General features: G+C 60.9%; 17 protein-coding genes. 6 read left to right on the forward strand and 11 right to left on the reverse strand.

The window, feature by feature from the left end:
• Window positions 1-123 precede the first annotated feature (123 nt).
• The 9 genes from PSEBG33_RS02555 to bioB form a co-directional block, all read right to left on the reverse strand.
• Complete coding sequence (locus PSEBG33_RS02555; protein ID WP_005792084.1) at window positions 124-1,902, reverse strand: acyl-CoA dehydrogenase C-terminal domain-containing protein; 1,779 nt, start codon at window positions 1,900-1,902, stop codon at window positions 124-126.
• A gap of 143 nt (window positions 1,903-2,045) precedes the next feature.
• Entirely contained in the window at window positions 2,046-3,335 is a 1,290-nt protein-coding gene (locus PSEBG33_RS02550; RefSeq protein ID WP_005792085.1) for a sensor domain-containing diguanylate cyclase, read from the reverse strand.
• A 219-nt stretch (window positions 3,336-3,554) separates the two neighbouring features.
• Window positions 3,555-5,360, reverse strand: a complete 1,806-nt coding sequence (locus PSEBG33_RS02545; protein ID WP_005792086.1) for a phenylacyl-CoA dehydrogenase — start codon at window positions 5,358-5,360, stop codon at window positions 3,555-3,557.
• Window positions 5,361-5,678: 318 nt separating this feature from the next.
• Window positions 5,679-5,960 (reverse strand): hypothetical protein, encoded by a 282-nt coding sequence (locus tag PSEBG33_RS02540; RefSeq protein WP_005792087.1) that lies wholly within the window; start codon window positions 5,958-5,960, stop codon window positions 5,679-5,681.
• Window positions 5,961-6,065: 105 nt separating this feature from the next.
• Window positions 6,066-6,746 (reverse strand): dethiobiotin synthase, encoded by a 681-nt coding sequence (bioD, locus tag PSEBG33_RS02535; RefSeq protein WP_005792088.1) that lies wholly within the window; start codon window positions 6,744-6,746, stop codon window positions 6,066-6,068.
• Window positions 6,743-7,555: a malonyl-ACP O-methyltransferase BioC gene (gene bioC, locus PSEBG33_RS02530; protein WP_005792089.1), complete on the reverse strand. Its 813-nt coding sequence runs from the start codon at window positions 7,553-7,555 to the stop codon at window positions 6,743-6,745. Before bioC ends, bioD begins: the two co-directional genes overlap by 4 nt.
• A complete protein-coding gene (locus PSEBG33_RS02525) occupies window positions 7,548-8,279 on the reverse strand; it encodes an alpha/beta fold hydrolase (protein ID WP_005792090.1) in 732 nt (243 codons plus the stop codon). Before PSEBG33_RS02525 ends, bioC begins: the two co-directional genes overlap by 8 nt.
• Complete coding sequence (gene bioF, locus PSEBG33_RS02520) at window positions 8,272-9,453, reverse strand: 8-amino-7-oxononanoate synthase (protein WP_005792091.1); 1,182 nt, start codon at window positions 9,451-9,453, stop codon at window positions 8,272-8,274. The genes PSEBG33_RS02525 and bioF overlap by 8 nt, the downstream gene beginning before the upstream one ends.
• An 11-nt stretch (window positions 9,454-9,464) precedes the next feature.
• The gene (bioB, locus tag PSEBG33_RS02515; protein WP_005792092.1) at window positions 9,465-10,520 is read right to left on the reverse strand and encodes a biotin synthase BioB; all 1,056 of its coding nucleotides are present in this window, start codon (window positions 10,518-10,520) and stop codon (window positions 9,465-9,467) included.
• Window positions 10,521-10,612: 92 nt separating this feature from the next.
• Between bioB and PSEBG33_RS02510 the strand changes: the two genes are divergently transcribed.
• From PSEBG33_RS02510 to rarD, 5 genes are all read left to right on the forward strand, one after another.
• Window positions 10,613-11,350 carry a ComF family protein gene (locus PSEBG33_RS02510; RefSeq protein ID WP_005792093.1) on the forward strand — a complete coding sequence of 246 codons (738 nt, stop codon included), beginning with the start codon at window positions 10,613-10,615 and terminating at the stop codon, window positions 11,348-11,350.
• A gap of 57 nt (window positions 11,351-11,407) precedes the next feature.
• Window positions 11,408-12,172 (forward strand): TOBE domain-containing protein, encoded by a 765-nt coding sequence (locus PSEBG33_RS02505; RefSeq protein WP_005792094.1) that lies wholly within the window; start codon window positions 11,408-11,410, stop codon window positions 12,170-12,172.
• Between the two features lie 70 nt (window positions 12,173-12,242).
• Entirely contained in the window at window positions 12,243-14,141 is a 1,899-nt protein-coding gene (locus PSEBG33_RS02500; RefSeq protein WP_005792095.1) for a PhoX family protein, read from the forward strand.
• Between the two features lie 169 nt (window positions 14,142-14,310).
• A complete protein-coding gene (locus PSEBG33_RS02495) occupies window positions 14,311-15,285 on the forward strand; it encodes a serine/threonine protein kinase (RefSeq protein WP_005792096.1) in 975 nt (324 codons plus the stop codon).
• A 127-nt stretch (window positions 15,286-15,412) separates the two neighbouring features.
• The gene (rarD, locus tag PSEBG33_RS02490; RefSeq protein WP_005792097.1) at window positions 15,413-16,297 is read left to right on the forward strand and encodes an EamA family transporter RarD; all 885 of its coding nucleotides are present in this window, start codon (window positions 15,413-15,415) and stop codon (window positions 16,295-16,297) included.
• A 222-nt stretch (window positions 16,298-16,519) separates the two neighbouring features.
• Here the strand turns inward: rarD and PSEBG33_RS02485 are convergent, their stop codons facing one another.
• On the reverse strand, window positions 16,520-17,032 hold the full coding sequence (locus tag PSEBG33_RS02485; protein ID WP_005792098.1) for a glycine cleavage system protein R: 513 nt from the start codon (window positions 17,030-17,032) through the stop codon (window positions 16,520-16,522).
• A gap of 267 nt (window positions 17,033-17,299) precedes the next feature.
• On the opposite strand from PSEBG33_RS02485, the gene PSEBG33_RS02480 reads away from it, so the two are divergent.
• Window positions 17,300-19,477 (forward strand): malate synthase G, encoded by a 2,178-nt coding sequence (locus PSEBG33_RS02480; protein ID WP_005792099.1) that lies wholly within the window; start codon window positions 17,300-17,302, stop codon window positions 19,475-19,477.
• 48 nt (window positions 19,478-19,525) lie between these two features.
• On the opposite strand, the gene PSEBG33_RS27845 is transcribed toward PSEBG33_RS02480, so the two are convergent.
• Complete coding sequence (locus tag PSEBG33_RS27845) at window positions 19,526-19,948, reverse strand: hypothetical protein (RefSeq protein WP_032803738.1); 423 nt, start codon at window positions 19,946-19,948, stop codon at window positions 19,526-19,528.
• Window positions 19,949-19,979 lie beyond the last annotated feature (31 nt).

Genomic DNA, 19,979 nt, shown 5'->3' on the forward strand with positions numbered 1-19,979 from the left:
GTTGTTGCTTTGCGCTTCCTGCGCGACGTCCATGTGAAGTAGATTATCCGTGGATCCAATTTGGCGATAGAGGACGATTAGCAGCACGTCATGTAAGAGATTGCTTACACGCCCTACAGGCCCTTAAAACAGTGCTTCATCCATCAGGAACAGCGATTCGCTACCGGCTTTTACCGACGCGCTCAACGAATGGATACGCGGCAGCAGACGGGCAAAGTAGAAACGTGCAGTCCCCAATTTGCTGGCGTAGAAAGCCTCCTCGGCCTCTTTGCCCAACGCGGCCTTGGCCATGCGCGCCCACATATAGGCGTAGGCCATGTAGCCGAATGCATGCAAGTACTCCACCGACGCTGCGCCGATTTCATTCGCGTTGCTCTTGGCGCGGTCCAGTACCCAGGCCGTCAATTCATCCAGGTTATCCACCGCTGCGCTGAGTGGCGTGGTGAACTCGGCCAGCTCGGCCCCCGATTCAGCGATGAACTGGCGAATCTCATCGGCGAACAGCGTGTAGAACGCACCGCCGCTGCCGACGATCTTACGTCCCATCAAATCCAGCGCCTGAATGCCGTTGGTGCCTTCGTAGATCTGGGTGATGCGCACGTCACGCACCAGCTGCTCCTGGCCCCATTCGCGAATGTAGCCATGGCCACCAAACACTTGCTGGCCGAGCACAGTGGTTTCCAGGCCCAGGTCGGTGAGGAACGCCTTGGCCACGGGTGTCAACAACGCCACCAGGTTATCGGCGCGCTCGCGCGCCTGCGCATCGTCGCTGAACTTGGCGATGTCCAACTGCGTCGCCACGTAGGTGGAGAACGCACGACCGCCTTCGTTGGCCGCCTTCATGGTCAGCAGCATACGGCGTACGTCCGGATGCACGATGATCGGGTCTGCCACTTTATCCTTGGCCTGTGCACCCAGCGGGGAGCGGCTTTGCAGGCGGTCGCGGGCGTATTCAATCGCGTTCTGATAGGAGCGCTCGCCGGACGCCAGGCCCTGGATGCCCACCCCCAGACGCTCGTAGTTCATCATGGTGAACATCGCCGCCAAGCCACGGTTAGGCTCACCGACCAGATAACCCACGGCTTCGTCGAAGTTCATCACGCAGGTCGCGGACGCCTGGATCCCCATCTTGTGTTCAATCGAACCGCAGGTCACCGGGTTGCGCGCGCCAAGGCTGCCGTCGGCGTTCACCATGAACTTGGGCACCAGAAACAGCGAGATGCCCTTGGGCCCCGCCGGAGCATCCGGCAGTTTGGCCAGCACCAGATGGATGATGTTCTCGGTCAGGTCGTGCTCGCCACCGGTGATGAAGATCTTGGTGCCGCTGACCGTGTAGGAACCGTCCGCCTGAGGCTCGGCCTTGGTGCGAATCATGCCCAGGTCGGTGCCGGCATGGGCTTCGGTCAAGCACATGGAACCGGCCCACTCACCGGAATACATCTTCGGCAAGTACGCGGCCTTGAGCTCTTCGCTGGCGTGGGTGTTGATCGAGACACAGGCGCCGGAGGTCAACATCGGGTACAGGCCGAATGCCAGGCTCGACGAGTTGATCATTTCTTCAACCTGCGCCGACACCGCCTTGGGCATACCCATGCCGCCATAGGTCGGATCGCCGCCCACACCCACCCAGCCGCCTTCGGCGTAGGTCGCATAAGCCTGGGGGAAACCGTCCGGGGTACGCACCGCGCCGTCGGTCCAATGGCAGCCTTGCTCATCGCCGCCGCGGCTCAAGGGCGCGATGGATTTGGCGGTAACCTTGCCGGCCTCTTCGAGGATCGCCTCAACGGTTTCGGCATCAACGGTGTCTGCCAATGCCGGCAGTTGGGCCCAAGTCTTGGCGACTTCAAAAACTTCGTTGAGGACGAAGCGCATATCACGCAACGGCGCTTTGTAATCAGCCATGGCAAACCTCGTGGGAACATGAAAAGTGATTCGATAGGATCGGTTTTACAGACCACGAGTGTACCCGAACAACTTTTCAGACACATAGGGTCTGCTTGTGACTATCTGGTATTTTTAAGTCACAGTAAATACAGCGCGCTGACTCAACCCACAGCGCTTTGCGTGCGCACCGCACCACGGCGGTTTTGCCCTGCCGCAATCACGCAGTTACGCCCGGCGCCCTTGGCGGCGTACAGCGCCTGGTCGGCGGACTTGAGCACCTCTTCAGGGTTACGCTGCTCGGCCTGACGCTCGGCCACGCCGATGCTGACCGTCACCGACACGCTGGAGGCACCGCTGCCCGCACGCCGTTGACGGCCTTGATGGTCGTCATAAGGACGATCCGGGTTGCGCAACTTGATGGCGTAGCCGGCAATGATCTCGCGAATCTCCTCCAGGTGCGGCATGCATTCATCCAAGGTCTTGCCGGCAAACACCACGGCAAATTCTTCACCGCCATACCGGTAGGCGCGCCCGCCGCCGTTGACCTTGGACAGCTTGCTCGCCACCAGGCGCAGCACCTGGTCGCCCACGTCGTGGCCATGGGTGTCGTTGAAACGTTTGAAGTGATCAACGTCACTCATCGCCAGCACATAGTTGCGCCCCAGCCGTTGCATGCGTTCGTTGAGGGCGCGTCGTCCCGGCAAGCCGGTCAGTTCGTCGCGGAACGCCATTTGATAGGCTTCGTGGGCCACACCGGCAGCAATCATTAACATCACTTGGCTGCACATGATGTTGAGGGTGAACGGCAGGATGAAGGTTTGCGGCAACATCCAGAACAGGCCCAAAAACCCCACCAATTGGGCAGCGTGTAGCGGGCGCGGCTGATACCAATACTGGGCGGCCAGGGTAAGGAAGCCGATCAGGAACATGGGATAGGACAGCTGGATCAGGCTCATCCACGCGCCATGCAGCATCGGCCAGCGAATCTCCGCCAACCAGCCCAGCAAAGCCTGGGGGAAACTTTGCTCCAGGGCCAGCGCCACACTGCCCACCGCCAGCAACACCGCGCAGCGGGCGACGAAATCACGGAACAGATGGGTTTTTTCCTGCCACAGCGCGTAGATGCTGAACAGCAGCGGCAACAGCAGGCAACACAGGTGGAACACCACCGCGGCGTCGTCACGCACGCGACCATTGTCGCGGTAGAAATCGGTCTGGGTATCCAGCAGGAAATAGGCGACGTACACCGTGATCATCAGGAACAGTTCACGCTGGCGCCGATAGACCGCGCAGTAGGCGCCGCCGAGCAGCAGGACCAGGGTCGGCAACACGTTGAAGAGCGAGGTGAAGAAGACGTTGAGGTCCTTGACGTACGCAGCCGAAAGCCCGGCCAGCAACAGCAGCAGCGAAGGTAGGAAATGACTGAAACGTACAGCAGACACGCGTGACAAGGGTAAAACTCCGACCCGCAAAAATAGTGGCACTGTGCCTTTATGCAGCCAGTTAAGCACAACCGGGCTGACACGTATCACATTGCCACTACTGTAACGGCAGCGGGTTGTAATCCCTGAGTGCATTACTGCGGTTTTTTATGCCCACACTCTGTAGAAGGGCAAAAAAAACCGCCGCGTCCCGAGGGAGGCGGCGGTTTCAGAAAGAACCGGTAAGGCTTAGTAAGCCAGGCCGAAGTCTTCTTCTTTCATGTCCATCAGGTTGTTGGCGCCCGACAGCATGGTTGCCACGTGGGTACGGGTACGCGGCAGGATGCGCTGGAAGTAGAAGCGCGCGGTCTGCAACTTGGCGGTGTAGAACGCCTCTTCGCTGGTGCCGGCAGCCAGTTTCTCGGCGGCCAGGCGCGCCATGTCGGCCCAGAAGTACGCCAGGCACGCGTAGCCGGAGTACATCAGGTAATCCACCGAAGCGGCACCGACTTCTTCGCGGTCTTTCATCGCGGCCATGCCGACCTTCATGGTCAACTCGCCCCACTCCTTGTTCAGTGCCGCCAGCGGTGCCACGAACTCTTTAACCGCTTCGTTACCTTCGTTGGCCTGGCAGAACTTGTGCACAATCTTGGTAAAGCCCTTGAGCGCTTCGCCTTGGGTCATCAGCACTTTGCGGCCGAGCAAGTCCAGGGCCTGGATGCCAGTGGTGCCTTCGTACAGCATCGAAATACGGCTGTCGCGCACGTTCTGTTCCATGCCCCACTCGGCGATGAAGCCGTGGCCACCGTAGATCTGCACGCCGTGGTTGGCCGATTCAAAACCGACTTCGGTCATGAACGCCTTGGCGATCGGGGTCATGAATGCCAGCAGGCCATCGGCCTGTTTCTTGGCTTCGTCGTCGGTGCCGTACTTGACGATGTCCACTTGCTTGGCGGTGAAGTACACCATCGCGCGGTTACCTTCGGCGAAGGCTTTCATGGTCAGCAGCATGCGGCGTACGTCTGGGTGCACGATGATCGGGTCAGCGGCTTTTTCCGGTGCTTTAGGGCCGGTCAGGGAGCGCATTTGCAGGCGATCACGCGCATATTTCAGGCCGCCCTGGAAGCCGATTTCGGCGTGGGCCAAGCCTTGCAGGGCGGTGCCCAGGCGAGCGGTGTTCATAAAGGTGAACATGCAGTTCAGGCCTTTGTTCGCCGGGCCGATCAGGAAACCGGTGGCCGCGTCGAAGTTCATCACGCAGGTGGCGTTGCCGTGGATGCCCATCTTGTGTTCCAGGGAACCACAGGTGACCGCGTTGCGCTCGCCCACCGAACCATCGGCGTTAGGCAGGAACTTGGGCACGATAAACAGCGAGATGCCTTTGGTGCCGGCCGGTGCGTCGGGCAGGCGGGCCAGTACGATGTGGACGATGTTGTCGGCCATGTCGTGTTCACCGGCCGAGATGAAGATCTTGGTGCCGGAGACTTTGTAGGAGCCGTCAGCCTGAGGCTCGGCCTTGGTGCGCAGCATGCCCAGGTCGGTACCGCAGTGTGGCTCGGTCAGGCACATGGTGCCGGTCCATTCGCCCGACACCAGTTTGGTCAGGTAAGCGTCTTGCTGCTCGGGGGTGCCGTGCTCGGAAATGGTGTTCATCGCGCCATGGGACAGGCCAGGGTACATGCCCCACGACCAGTTGGCTTCGCCGACCATTTCGCTCACAGCCAGGCCCAGGGACTCCGGCAGGCCTTGGCCACCGTGCTCCACGTCATGGGCCAGGCTCGGCCAGCCGCCTTCGACGAACTGTTTGTAGGCTTCTTTGAAACCGGTAGGGGTCTTAACGCCTGACTCACTCCAGGTACACCCTTCGATGTCGCCCACGCGGTTCAGCGGTGCCAGCACTTGCTCACAGAACTTGGCGCCTTCTTCGAGGATGGCGTCGACCATGTCCGGGGTAGCGTCCTGGCAAGCCGGCAGGCTCTGATAGTGCGCTTCATAACCGAGCAGTTCGTCACGAACGAAGCGAATATCACGCAAGGGGGCCTTGTAGTCAGGCATAGCGATAAACCTCTGCTGATGTATCTGGGATGAACAACCGCGTGGATTTGTTATGGCGGTCAAACAGGTGTTTGAAACATACGTTTACGACCCAGGGTTGTCAAGCGTCGGCCAGATGCCGTTTGTCTTGACGCAGGTCATCGCCAGGCACGGCAAGGCCTGCGGCGGGATGCCACACAGAATTTTCAGGAAAGATGAAGTTTTATGTAGGAGCGAGCTTGCTCGCGAAGGACATCAGCACACCGCGCCAGTTCAGGCGGCACGCGTTATCGTTGGCGTTTTTCGCGAGCAAGCTCGCTCCTACAGGGTGGGACGGGATCAGGCGTAGGTATCGATCAACGTACCGAGCATTTCATCCGAAGCCTTGGCGACTTTTGCCCCCAGCTCGACTTGAAACTTGCCCTGGGCCATTTCCACCATATTGCTCGCCGAGCTTGATGCTTGGGCGCGGTCATTGGCTTGCAGACGATCGCTTTGCGCGGCCGATGGCTGGGCTGTTGCGGCGCTGGCAATCTTGCCGGCCGCCTGGTCGACACGGCTCTGCCCGGTCTGAATACTGCTCAGGCCCGAATAAAACGCGCTGCTTCCAGAGATTTCCATGGCTTAAGCCTGCCTTGAGAGAATCGTGAAGGTGGATTGAAGCAGACATCCCGGCAAAAGGCCCGTCAAAAACACTAATGGCATAATGCCTTGCGATAGCCAAAATCAGTCAAGCAGGTCCAACTCCAGGTACTCCGCCACGGCGGCGGCACCTGCATCCTTGAGCTTCGGCACGCGCCCCAGGCAGGGCGCCGGCAAGCGCTCGGCCAGGGTGGCGAGGTTTTCTTCCAGACGGGAGGTCTTGGGATCGATGATATTCGCCACCCAACCGGCCAGCGGCAAGCCGTCCCGTGCGATCGCTTCGGCGGTCAACAACGCGTGGCTGATGCAGCCCAGGCGCACACCCACCACCAGGATCACCGGCAGTTTGAGCGCGATGGCCAGGTCAGACAGGTTGGCCTGATCGGCCAAGGGCACGCGCCAGCCGCCCGCCCCTTCGATCAAAGTAAAGTCGGCTCCACGGGCCAGAATCTGTTGCATCGGCTTGAGCAACGATTGCACCGTCAGCCCCACGCCCGCCTCGCGCGCAGCCAGATGCGGCGCGATAGCCGGCTCGAATGCCACCGGGTTGACCTCGGCATAACTGAGCGGCAATGAGCACTCGGCCAGCAACACCAGTGCATCGGCATTGCGCAAACCCTGGGCAGTCAACCGGCACCCCGACGCCACCGGCTTCCCGGCGGCCGTGCTTTTGCCTGCGAGCCTGGCAGCATGCAACAGGCCGGCCGCGATAGTGGTCTTGCCCACATCGGTGTCGGTGCCGGTGATGAAGTAAGCGACGCTCATAGCGGTTTCTCCAGTACGGCGTACACCACCTGATACGTGGCGGGCAGGCCCTGAGCCTGACGGAACTGCTCGTATGCGTCTACCAGTGCAACAATCCGCGCGCGCCCCGTCAAGCCGCCGGGGCGGCCGGGGTTGAGGTTATGGGCGCCCAACGCTTTGAGCTCGTGGGTCAGGCTGCGCACATCCGGGTAATGCAGCACATGGGGCTGTCGCGCAAGGCTCACCACCCGCAAGCCGCTGGCCGCACATAACTGCTGATAAGCCTCGAAGGTGCGAAAGCGATTGACGTGCACCAGGCCGTCTACCGCTCGCCAGCTTTCGCGCAGTTCATCCAGGGTACCCACGCACAGGCTTGCGAACGCCAACACACCGCCAGGTTGCAATACGCGCTGAGCTTCGCTGAGCACTGCATCGAAGTTGGCACACCATTGCACAGCGAGGCTGGAGAAGAGCAGCTCGAAGCTGTCAGCCTTCAGCGGCAAGCGTTCAGCATCGCCAGCCATGAAATGCGCGGCGCCGCCCAACGGACGCGCGTGGTTGAGCATGCCTTCGGCGATATCCAGCGCCACGCCCTCGCTCCCGGGCAAACGCTCACCCAGCACTCGACTGAAATACCCTGTGCCGCAACCCATATCCAGCCAGCGGTGTGGCGAAAGCTCGCTGGGCAAACGGCGGAGCAATTCATGCCCGACCGCGCGCTGCAACTCGGCCACGCTGTCGTAGCTGGCCGCTGCACGGGAGAACGAGGCAGCAACCTGGCGCTTGTCCGGCAAGGCACCCGGCAGACAAGGGTGGGATAAGTCAGTCATCAACACACTCATGCAAAAAAGCCTGGATGGCCCCCGCTACACCGTGGGGGTCTTCCAGAAGAAACGCGTGACCGGCCTGCTCAATCAGGCCGACTTCTACATCCGGGAGCAACGCCAGCAGGTCACTGGCGGCTTCGGCAGGCACCAGCCCATCCAGGCCGGCAAACAGATGCAACTGCGGCCCGCGAAATGCCTGCAAGGCCGCCCGGGTATCCAGTTGGGCCAGCAGCTCCAGGCCGGGCATCAATACGCTGGGGGCGGTATGCGGCGCACCGCTGACCAGCAAACGCGAGAGCCCGCGAGGCTCCTGCGCGCCCTTGGCACACAACAGGCCGAAGCGCTTGAGGGTGACCTGAGAGTCGGCGTGGCAGCCCGCCAGAAACGCATCGAAGGTCTCGGCGGGCATCCCGTGGGGCCAACCATCATGGGCGACGAAACACGGGTTGCTCGCCAGGGTCAGCAAACCGCAGCAACGCTCACCACGGCGCGCCGCCAACTCTGAAGCGAGCATCCCACCCAGCGACCAGCCCCCGAGCCAGACATCGTCCGGCAGCGTCGCATCGAGCTCGTCAAGCCACTCATCCAGATCGCTGGAGTCCAGCGCCGGCAAGGGTTCGATCTGTACCCGCAGGTGCTCGTTGAGGCCCTGCAGTGCCGCGGCCAACGGTTCCAGCGGCGACACACCGAGCCCCCAACCGGGCAGCAGTATCAGGCGATCACGCATGGTCGGGCTCCGCTGCATTCAACAACCGGAAACATTGCTCTAATCCGTTTAACAATAGCTGCACCTGCGCTTCGCTGTGCGCGGCCGTCAATGTCACGCGCAACCTTGCACTGCCGGCCGGAACAGTCGGCGGGCGGATTGCAGTCACCATCAGCCCACGCTCGCGCAGCATCTGTGACAGCTGCAACGCCCGGGCGCTGTCGCCGATCAGGATCGGCTGGATCGGCGTAAAGCTGTCCATCAATGCCAGGCCCAACTGCTCGGCACCGCGACGGAACTGGCGGATCAACCCATTGAGGTGCTCACGCCGCCAGTGTTCGCTGCGCAGCAACTCCAGGCTTTTGAGGGTGGCGCAGGCCAGTGCCGGTGGCTGGCTGGTGGTGTAGATATACGGCCGGGCAAACTGGATCAGGCTTTCGATCAAGTCTTCACTGCCTGCCACAAATGCCCCGGCGGTGCCGAAGGCTTTGCCCAAGGTGCCAACCAGCACCGGTACATCGTCCTGGCTCAAGCCAAAATGTTCGACGATGCCGCCGCCATGGGCGCCCAGCGGGCCAAAACCATGGGCATCATCCACCATCAGCCAGGCACCTTTGGCCCTGGCTTCCCGGGCCAGCGCTGGCAGGTCGGCCAGGTCGCCGTCCATGCTGAACACACCATCGGTGACCACCAGCGTACTGCCGGTGGCCTTTTCCAGGCGCTTGGCCAGGCTGCCCGCGTCGTTATGCAGGTAGCGGTTGAATCGCGCCCCGGACAATAAGCCGGCATCCAGCAACGAAGCATGGTTGAGGCGATCTTCCAGCACCGTATCGCCCTGCCCCACCAGCGCCGTGACCGCGCCCAGGTTGGCCATATAGCCGGTGGTAAACAGCAACGCACGCGGGCGCCCGGTCAAGTCAGCCAGGGCTTCTTCCAACTCATGGTGCGGCGTGACGTGGCCCACCACCAAATGCGAAGCGCCGCCACCCACGCCCCAACGGGCCGCACCGGCGCGCCAGGCTTCGATCACCTGCGGGTGATTGGCCAGACCCAGGTAATCGTTATTGCAGAACGCCAGCAATGGCTGGCCATCCACCACCACTTCAGGGCCTTGGGGGCTCTGAAGCAACGGGCGTTGACGGTAAAGATGTTCGGCACGGCGGGCCGCGAGGCGCGCGGCGAGATCAAAAGACATGCTGGCCTCGATCAAACAGCGGCGTTATAGAACTGCTCGCTGCTCTTTTGCTCCACCAGCGCCTGCTCGATCGCCGCCTGATGCACTTCATCGGCGTGCTCTTCACGAGCTTCGGGCAGGATGCCCAGGCGTGCGAACAGCTGCATGTCCTTGTCAGCCTGAGGGTTGGCGGTGGTCAGCAATTTATCGCCGTAGAAGATCGAGTTGGCGCCGGCAAAAAACGCCAGGGCCTGCATCTGCTCGTTCATGGCTTCGCGGCCAGCGGACAGGCGCACGTGGGATTGCGGCATCAGGATGCGCGCCACCGCCAGCATACGGATGAAGTCGAAGGGGTCGATGTCCTCGGCGTTCTCCAACGGCGTACCAGCCACCTTCACGAGCATGTTGATCGGCACCGACTCCGGATGCTCTGGCAGGTTGGCCAGTTGGATCAGCAGGTTGGCACGGTCGTCGAGGGACTCGCCCATGCCGAGGATGCCGCCCGAGCAGATCTTCATCCCCGAATCACGCACGTAGGCCAGGGTTTGCAAGCGCTCGCTGTAGGTACGGGTGGTGATGATCGAGCCGTAGAACTCTGGCGATGTGTCGAGGTTATGGTTGTAGTAATCCAGGCCGGCCTGGGCCAGCGCTTCGGTCTGGTCCTGATCGAGACGGCCCAGGGTCATGCAGGTTTCCAGGCCCATGGCCTTTACGCCTTTGACCATCTCCAGCACGTAGGGCATGTCTTTGGCCGACGGGTGTTTCCACGCCGCGCCCATGCAAAAGCGCGTCGAGCCGATGGCCTTGGCGCGGGCGGCCTCTTCGAGGACCTTCTGCACCTCCATCAGCTTCTCTTTTTCCAGGCCGGTGTTGTAGTGGCCCGACTGCGGACAATATTTGCAATCTTCCGGGCAGGCGCCGGTCTTGATCGACAGCAGGGTCGATACCTGCACGCGGTTGGCGTCGAAATGCGCGCGGTGCACGGTCTGCGCCTGGAACAACAGGTCATTGAACGGCTGCACGAACAGGGCTTTGACTTCGGCCAAAGACCAGTCGTGACGCAGGGTGGCAGAGGTGCTGGCGCTCATGGGCGATTCCTTGATTATGCTTTGGCTAACGCTGCGGGAAGGGCAATACCCACAGGCACGACACGGATGCTCGGCATATTTAAGGAAGATTCATGCACTGTCAACCTGAGTACAAACACGAAGTTTACATCTGGTTAAAAAACAAACAAACCTGTCTGATCTGTGACGAATTCACAGACTCCGCCGATAACGTATGCAATATCTGCGAAACAGAACTGCCATGGCTGCTTGAGCACTGTGAGCAGTGCGCCTTGCCTTTGCCGATGGACGGGTTGATCTGCGGCCAGTGCCAAAAACACCCTCCGGCCTTTAACCAGGTGATCGCACCCTGGACCTACAGTTTCCCCATCGACACCCTGGTCAGCCGCTTCAAGCATCAGGCGCGCTGGCCGCTGGGCCACATGCTGGCGCGCCTGCTGGGGCAGCACCTGCAACACCGCTTCGATAACGCCGAACTCAACCGCCCCGACTATCTACTGCCGGTCCCCATGGCCCGCAAACGCCTGCGCCAACGCGGCTTTAACCAGGCGCAGATGGTGGCTCGCTGGCTCAGTAGCGCGCTCGACATTCCCCTCAATGAGCACGCGCTGCTGCGCCCGCTTGAAACCGTGGCGCAGCAAGACCTCGACGCCAAGACGCGTAAGCGTAACCTGCTCAACGCCTTTGCCCTGGCGCCCGGCGCTCAAGTCGCAGGGCAACACCTGGCGCTGGTGGACGATGTACTCACCACCGGCGCTACCGCCCACAGCCTGGCGCGGTTATTGATGGGCGCCGGCGCACGCCAGGTCGATGTCTATTGCCTGGCCCGCACCCCCAAGCCCGGCCCCTGACTTGACTCCCCTGCTTCAGAGCGGCAACGTCGGCTTATCTCATCCAAGCGTATGCCCATGTCTCTGCCCAGCCCACTCAGCCAGCACATCATCCGTCGCCCCCAACGCATTGCCTTGCTGGGGCATATCGCCGAGCAGGGCTCCATCACCCGCGCCGCCAAAAGTGCGGGGTTGAGTTACAAGGCCGCCTGGGACGCCATCGATGAACTGAACAACCTGGCGCAAAAACCGCTGGTGGAACGCAGCGTCGGGGGCAAAGGCGGTGGCGGCGCCAAGCTGACGCAAGAAGGTGAACGAGTGCTGCGCCTTTATCAGCGCCTGCAAGTGCTGCAGGCCGAGCTGCTCGGTTCGGACGAAGCGGCCAGTGACTTCAACCTGCTCGGCCGCTTGATGCTGCGCACCAGTGCGCGCAACCAATTGCACGGCCAGGTCGTCGCCATCGACAGCCAGGGCCGCAACGACAGGATTCGCCTGCAACTGGCCGGCGACCTGTACCTCGACGCCCAGATTACCCACGACAGCACCCAACGGCTGGAGCTGCAGGCCGGCGTGGAGGTGGTCGCCCTGATCAAAGCGGGATGGCTGGAGTTGCGGGCGATCGGGCACCCAGAAACACCTGGACACAATTGCATGAGTGGTGTGATCGAGGCGATTCTCGATGCCGAGGACGGCCCCAGCGAGGTGCGTATCGCCTTGCCCAACGGCCAGGTGTTATGTGCGCTGGCACCGCCCGCTGCACTCCTGGTACTCAACGCTGCCGAGGGCCAGCCGATCCAGGTGCAATTCGCACCCAGCAATGTGCTGCTCGGGACCCCGGTATAACGTCTTCAGGCTGCAACAATTTGGTCACAGTCGCTCCTTAAGGTATCTGCAAAAATCGCGGGAGCCTGAGATGAGCCTATTAGAAGAAAACCAAGCCACTGACCTTGAACAAATGGTCGGCCTGACCCGCCGTCGCTTTATCGGCGCGGGCGCCCTGTGCGGCGCCGCGATGTTCCTCGGCGGTAACCTGCTGAGCCGCAGCGCCCTGGCGGTGAATGCTGCCTCCGCCAGCCCGCTGCTGGGTTTTACCAGCATCGCCGCCGCCACCAGCGACACCATCACCCTGCCCCCTGGCTACAGCGCTTCTGTGCTGATCAGTTGGGGCCAGCCGCTGCACAAGAACGCCCCGGCTTTCGACCCGTCGGGCAATGGCACAGCCAAGGCCCAGGAACAGCAATTTGGCGACAACAACGACGGCATGAGCCTGTTTCCGTTCCCGGGCGACGACAACCGTGCCTTGATGGCGATCAACAACGAATACACCAACTACCGCTACCTCTACGCCCACGGCGGCGCGCCGCAATCGGCCGAGGAGGTACGCAAGGCCCTGGCCAGCGAGGGCGTTTCGGTGATCGAAGTACGGCGCAAGGGCGACACCTGGCAGTTCGTCCAGGACTCACGCTACAACCGGCGCATCCATGGCAATTCACCGATCCGCGTGAGCGGCCCCGCTGCCGGCCATGACTGGTTGAAAACCGCTGCCGACAAAACCGGCAAGAAAGTCCTTGGTACTTTTCAGAACTGCGCCAACGGCAAGACACCGTGGGGCACCTACCTGACCTGCGAAGAGAACTTCACCGACTGCTTCGGCAGCAGCAACCCGCAGCAAGCGTTCGACGCCGGGCAGAAACGCTACGGCGTAGTGGCCGCCAGCAAAGACATCAACTGGCACCCGCACGACCCACGCTTCGACATGGCCAAGAACCCCAACGAACTCAACCGCCATGGCTGGGTGGTGGAAATCGACCCGTTCGATCCGCAATCCACTCCGGTCAAGCGCACGGCCCTGGGCCGCTTCAAACATGAAAACGCGGCGCTGGCCGAAACGCGCGACGGCCGCGCTGTGGTGTACATGGGCGACGACGAACGCGGCGAGTTCATCTACAAGTTCGTCAGCCGCGATCAGATCAACCACAGCAATCCGAAAGCCAACAAAGACCTGCTCGACCACGGCACCTTGTACGTGGCCATCTTCGATGCGGGCGACGGTAACGCCGACCATCCCAAGGGCAAGGGCCAATGGGTTGAACTCAGCCATGGCAAAAACGGCATCGACGCCGGCAGCGGTTTCGCCAACCAGGCCGAGGTGCTGATCCATGCGCGCCTGGCCGCCAGCGTAGTGAAGGCCACGCGCATGGACCGCCCGGAATGGATCGTCGTCAGCCCCACCGACGGCCAGGTCTATTGCACCCTGACCAACAACGCCAAGCGCGGCGAAGACGGCCAGCCGGTGGGCGGCCCCAACCCGCGAGAGAAAAACGTCTACGGCCAGATCCTGCGCTGGAAAGCCGACGCCGATAACCACGGCGCCACAGACTTTACCTGGGACCTGTTCGTAGTGGCCGGTAACCCGGGTGTGCACGGTGGTACACCGAAGGGCGGCTCGTCCAATATCAACCCACAGAACATGTTCAACAGCCCCGATGGCCTGGGCTTCGACAAGGCCGGGCGCCTGTGGATCCTCACCGACGGCGACTACAGCAACGCGGGCGACTTTGCCGGCATGGGCAACAACCAGATGCTGTGTGCCGACCCGAGCACCGGGGAAATCCGCCGTTTCATGGTCGGGCCGGTGGCGTGTGAGGTCACCGGGATCAGTTTTGCGCCGGATCAGAAGACGCTGTTCGTGGGCATTCAGCATCCAGGCGAAACCGGGGGGTCAACCTGGCCTGAGCATCTGCCCAATGGCAAGCCACGTTCGTCGGTGATGGCGATTAGGCGGGATGATGGCGGGGTTGTCGGCGCCTGACAGGGCCTCATCGGGGGCAAGCCCCCTCCCACACTTGAATGTATTCGCAAATCAAAATTGTGGGAGGGGGCTTGCTCCCGATAGCAGTTGCACAGCCACCACCTATCCCTGCCCCGGTGCGTTACCATACCCGGCCGGACGCGGCGCCCTGCTGCGCGCAGGAGTTCGCATGGCCCACCCGTTTGAAACACTCACCCCTGATCTGGTCCTGGACGCCGTCGAAAGCATCGGCTTTCTCAGCGATGCGCGCGTGTTGGCGCTCAACAGCTACGAAAACCGCGTGTACCAGGTGGGTATCGAAGACGCCGAACCGCTGATCGCCAAGTTCTACCGGCCCCAACGCTGGACCAACGAGGCGATCCTCGAAGAGCACCGCTTTACCTTCGAACTGGCCGAGTGCGAAGTACCCGTGGTGGCCCCGCTGATTCACAACGGCGAGAGCCTGTTCGAACACGCAGGTTTCCGCTTCACCCTGTTTCCCCGCCGTGGCGGCCGCGCGCCGGAGCCAGGCAACCTCGACCAGCTTTATCGCCTTGGGCAGTTGCTCGGCCGTTTGCACGCCGTGGGGTCCACCCGCCCGTTCGAACATCGCGAAGCCCTGGGCGTGAAGAACTTCGGTCACGACTCCCTCACCACCTTGCTCGAAGGCAACTTCATTCCCAAAAGCCTGTTGCCGGCCTATGAATCCGTGGCCCGCGACCTGCTCAAGCGTGTGGAAGAGGTTTATAAAGCCACGCCGCACAAGAACATCCGCATGCACGGCGATTGCCACCCCGGCAACATGATGTGCCGCGACGAGATGTTCCATATCGTCGACCTCGACGACTGCCGCATGGGCCCGGCGGTGCAAGACCTGTGGATGATGCTCGCTGGCGACCGCCAGGAATGCCTGGGCCAGCTGTCGGAACTGATGGACGGCTACCAGGAGTTCCACGACTTCGACCCTCGCGAACTGGCCCTGATCGAACCGTTGCGCGCCTTGCGCCTGATGCACTACAGCGCCTGGCTGGCACGGCGCTGGGACGATCCGGCGTTTCCCCACAGCTTCCCCTGGTTTGGCACCGAGCGGTATTGGGGCGACCAGGTGCTGGCGTTGCGTGAGCAACTGTCGGCGCTCAATGAAGAACCGCTAAAACTCTTCTGACTGCTTTGCTTTATGTGGGAGCAAGCCCCCCTCCCACATAAAAACCCCCATTGCCAAGCAAGTCCCCATTATCTGACAAATATCCTTACAATCGCGCTTTGTTAGCTGCCTAAGCAAGGATTCTGCAATGCAAGCCGCCAACCCTCGCAAGGGGTACATCCTGGGCCTGAGCGCCTACGTCATCTGGGGTCTGTTCCCGCTCTATTTCAAAGCCATCGCCAGCGTGCCCGCCGCCGAGATCATCGTGCACCGCGTGCTGTGGTCAGCGCTGTTCGGCGGCTTGCTGTTGATGGTGTGGAAGCACCCTGGCTGGTTTCGCGAACTGCGTGACAACCCCAAGCGCCTGGCGATCCTGGCACTCAGCGGTTCGCTGATCGCGGCCAACTGGCTGACCTATGTGTGGTCGGTGAACAGTGGGCGCATGCTTGAAGCCAGCCTGGGTTACTACATCAACCCGCTGGTGAATGTGCTGTTGGGTATGTTGATCCTCGGTGAACGCCTGCGCCGCCTGCAATGGGTGGCGGTGGGGTTGGCAGCGGTCGGTGTGGCGCAACAAGTGTGGCAGGTGGGTAGCTTGCCATGGGTGTCGCTGGCGCTGGCGTTGACGTTCGGTTTCTACGGCTTGATCCGTAAACAGGCCCCGGTCAAGGCACTTCCGGGGCTGGTGGTGGAAACCTGGATGCTGGTGCCGATTGCCGTCGCCTGGTTGCTGTTCAATCCATCGGCCCACAGTGCACAACTGGAATTCTGGAGCACCTCCGAAGCCTGGTGGTTGGTGGCCGCAGGCCCGGTAACCCTGATTCCATTGGTCTGCTTCAACGCCGCAGCACGGCATTTGCCCTATACCGCACTGGGCTTCTTGCAGTACGTGGCGCCGACCCTGGTGCTGTTGGAAGCGGTATTGCTGTTCGGCGAACACCTGGCGCCAGCCACGCTGATTGCCTTCGCCTTCATCTGGGCCGGGCTGGTGATCTACAGCGTGGATGCATGGCTGACGGTGCGCAAACGCTGATCAAATAACGCACAAACCTTTGCAAGCCACGGCGCCCGTGGCTTGCAGCGTTTCACCCCAAGGTTATCCACAGCCTGATCCCCGCCATTTGTGCACAAGCCCTTGAAACTGCTCGTTTTTTGCTCAGCTGACGGAGAAGTCCGGCCGACGTGGCCTGGCGCCGGGTCTCTACAGGTTATCCACAGGCCCATGCAAGATTTCCATGCATAACCCTGTGGGTGGTTATTCCTCGTTGCGCAGTTCCACCATCAAATCGTCGGCCAAGGTCTCGAGCGATTCCTGCAAGCGCTCCAGAGACAACGTGGACGGCACCTGCAACAAAGCCTCGGCGTTGAACAAGGGGTCCCCGCTCATGGGCGCCGGGCGTACATCGGTACTCAAGCGCTCCACGTTGACACCCTGCTGGCTCAACAGCGCAGTAATCTCGCGCACGATGCCCGAGCGGTCATTGCCCACCAGCGTCATCACAATCGATTTGGACACTGCCGCCTGCCCTGTACTGCCCTCGCCCACCAGCACGCGTATGCCGTGTGTGGATAAGTCTTCTAGCGCGCCCACCAGTGCCTGACGTTGCTCCGTCGGCACGCTGACCCGCAGGATCCCGGCAAACTGCCCGGCCATGTGGGCCATGCGGCTTTCCAGCCAGTTACCACCGTGGGCGGCAATGTTCTGCGCGATGCGTTCAACCAGGCCGGGTTTGTCGGCGGCGATAATTGTGAGTACAAGATGGTCCATGGCGAAGCCCTCTGGAATTCAATCTACAAGGTGGACCCGGGAGCCCTCGAAAACAAATCGTGTACCATTTTTATATTTATCTGGAACAATCCAATAGTTTTTTGAGAACATCCGGTTCTCCGCTGTGACCGTACGACCAAAGTGGGTCGCTAAACGACGTATTTAGTCTAATTTTCACAACCGCAAGTCATCATGTAGTATGCCCAACCGTGCACTACATAATGAAAATCTGAAAAAGCGCATAAGCTCCGCAGAGTGAGGCAAGCAATGACTGAACACGTTCAAGTCGGTGGCCTGCAGGTCGCCAAAGTCCTGTTCGACTTCGTGAACAACGAAGCCATTCCCGGTACCGGCATTACTGCCGACCAGTTCTGGGCCGGTGCCGACAAGGTCATCCACGACCTGGCACCGAAGAACAAAGCCCTACTCGCCAAACGCGACGATTTCCAGGCGCGGATCGATACCTGGCACAAGACTCACGCCGGCCAGGCCCACGACCCGGTGGCCTACAAAGCCTTCCTGCAAGACATCGGATACCTGCTGCCAGAAGCAGCAGACTTCCAGGCCTCGACCCAAAACGTCGACGACGAAATCGCGCGCATGGCCGGCCCGCAACTGGTGGTGCCGGTGATGAATGCGCGCTTTGCCCTCAACGCCTCGAATGCGCGCTGGGGCTCGCTGTATGACGCGTTGTACGGCACCGACGCCATCAGCGAAGCCAACGGCGCCGAAAAGGGCAAGGGCTACAACAAGGTGCGTGGCGACAAGGTCATCGCCTTCGCCCGCGCCTTCCTCGACGAAGCCGCACCGCTGAGCGCTGGCAGCCACGTCGATTCCACCGGCTACAAGATCGTCGACGGCAAGCTGATCGTCAGCCTCAAAGGCGGCAGCAACAGCGGCCTGCGTGACGATGCCCAGTTGATAGGTTTCCAGGGCCCCGCGGCCGAGCCGATTGCGCTCCTGTTCAAACACAACGGCCTGCACTTCGAGTTGCAGATCGACGCCAGCACTCCGGTCGGCCAGACCGATGCCGCCGGCGTCAAAGACGTGCTGATGGAAGCCGCGCTGACCACCATCATGGACTGCGAAGACTCCGTTGCCGCCGTGGATGCCGATGATAAGGTGGTGATCTACCGCAACTGGCTCGGCCTGATGAAGGGCGACCTGGCCGAAGAAGTGGCCAAGGGCGGCAAGACCTTTACTCGTACCATGAACCCTGATCGCGTCTACACCGGCATCGACGGTAACGACGTGACCCTGCACGGCCGTTCGCTGCTGTTCGTGCGCAACGTTGGCCACCTGATGACCATCGACGCGATCCTCGACAAAGACGGCAACGAAGTGCCCGAAGGCATCCTCGACGGCCTGATCACCAGCCTGGCGGCGATTCACAGCCTCAATGGCAACAACACGCGCAAGAACAGCCGCACAGGCTCGGTGTACATCGTCAAACCGAAGATGCACGGCCCGGAAGAAGCCGCGTTCACCAACGAGTTGTTCGGTCGCATCGAAGAGGTGCTGAACCTGGCGCGCAACACGCTCAAAGTCGGGATCATGGACGAGGAGCGCCGTACCACGGTCAACCTCAAGGCCTGCATCAAGGCCGCCAGCGAGCGCGTGGTGTTTATCAACACCGGCTTCCTCGACCGTACCGGCGACGAAATCCACACCTCCATGGAAGCCGGCGCGATGGTGCGCAAGGCCGCCATGAAGGCGGAAAAATGGATCGGCGCCTACGAAAACTGGAACGTCGATATCGGCTTGAGCACCGGCCTGCAAGGCCGTGCACAAATCGGTAAAGGCATGTGGGCCATGCCCGACCTGATGGCGGCGATGCTTGAGCAGAAAATCGCCCATCCATTGGCCGGTGCCAACACCGCCTGGGTACCGTCGCCGACCGCTGCGGCGCTACACGCGTTGCACTATCACAAGGTCGACGTATTTGCCCGCCAGGCCGAACTGGCCAAGCGCGAACGCGCCTCGGTGGACGATATCCTCACCATTCCTCTGGCCAGCAACACCGATTGGTCGGACGAAGAGATCCGCAATGAACTGGACAACAACGCCCAGGGCATCCTTGGCTATGTGGTCCGTTGGATTGACCAGGGCGTTGGCTGTTCGAAAGTACCGGACATCAACGATGTGGGCCTGATGGAAGACCGCGCCACCTTGCGTATCTCCAGCCAGCACATTGCCAACTGGCTGCGCCACGGCGTCGTCAACCAAGACCAGGTGATGGAAAGCCTCAAGCGCATGGCGCCGGTGGTGGACCGTCAGAATGCCGGGGACACGTTGTATCGTCCGTTGGCGCCGGATTTCGACAGCAATATCGCGTTCCAGGCAGCGGTGGAGTTGGTAATTGAAGGGACCAAGCAGCCTAATGGGTATACCGAGCCGGTGTTGCACCGCAGGCGTCGGGAGTTCAAGGCTAAAAACGGCCTGTAAAAGAAAAAGCCCTGATCTTGCGATCAGGGCTTTTTTGTCGGTCACAGACTATTCATATAAAAACGAAACATCATAGGTGCCTTTTACCCGAATGATTGGCAGAGGACGAGGGTACGTTATATCCACGCTGCCTTTAAAACGCCAATCTATACCCGTACGCTCGACGGACACTATGACTTGGCCTTCGGCCCTCTCGTCTCGCGCGTAAGGAAGATAATTGTGGTCTCTACAAAGAATAGCCAGCCCCAGCTCCGATGCATCGAGTTTGTAATCGCCGGGACCTAAGGATTTGCGATACCTAATATGGAACTGCGTTAGCTGCTCACCATAAAATTGAGTGAGGCCCGGGGTAGCCAAGAAATCATTGGGTGTAAAGGTTGGCGCGGGTCGCCCATCTATTAATATTTCAAAGGACGCAGTTCCCTGAGCAACGCTTAGACTTTTTATTCCAGAAAAGAAACCAGTGCTCATGATAACTCCTGTTAACAGGCAGGCTTATGAA

Source organism: Pseudomonas synxantha BG33R (assembly GCF_000263715.2).
In the GTDB taxonomy this organism is placed as follows: domain Bacteria; phylum Pseudomonadota; class Gammaproteobacteria; order Pseudomonadales; family Pseudomonadaceae; genus Aquipseudomonas; species Aquipseudomonas synxantha_A.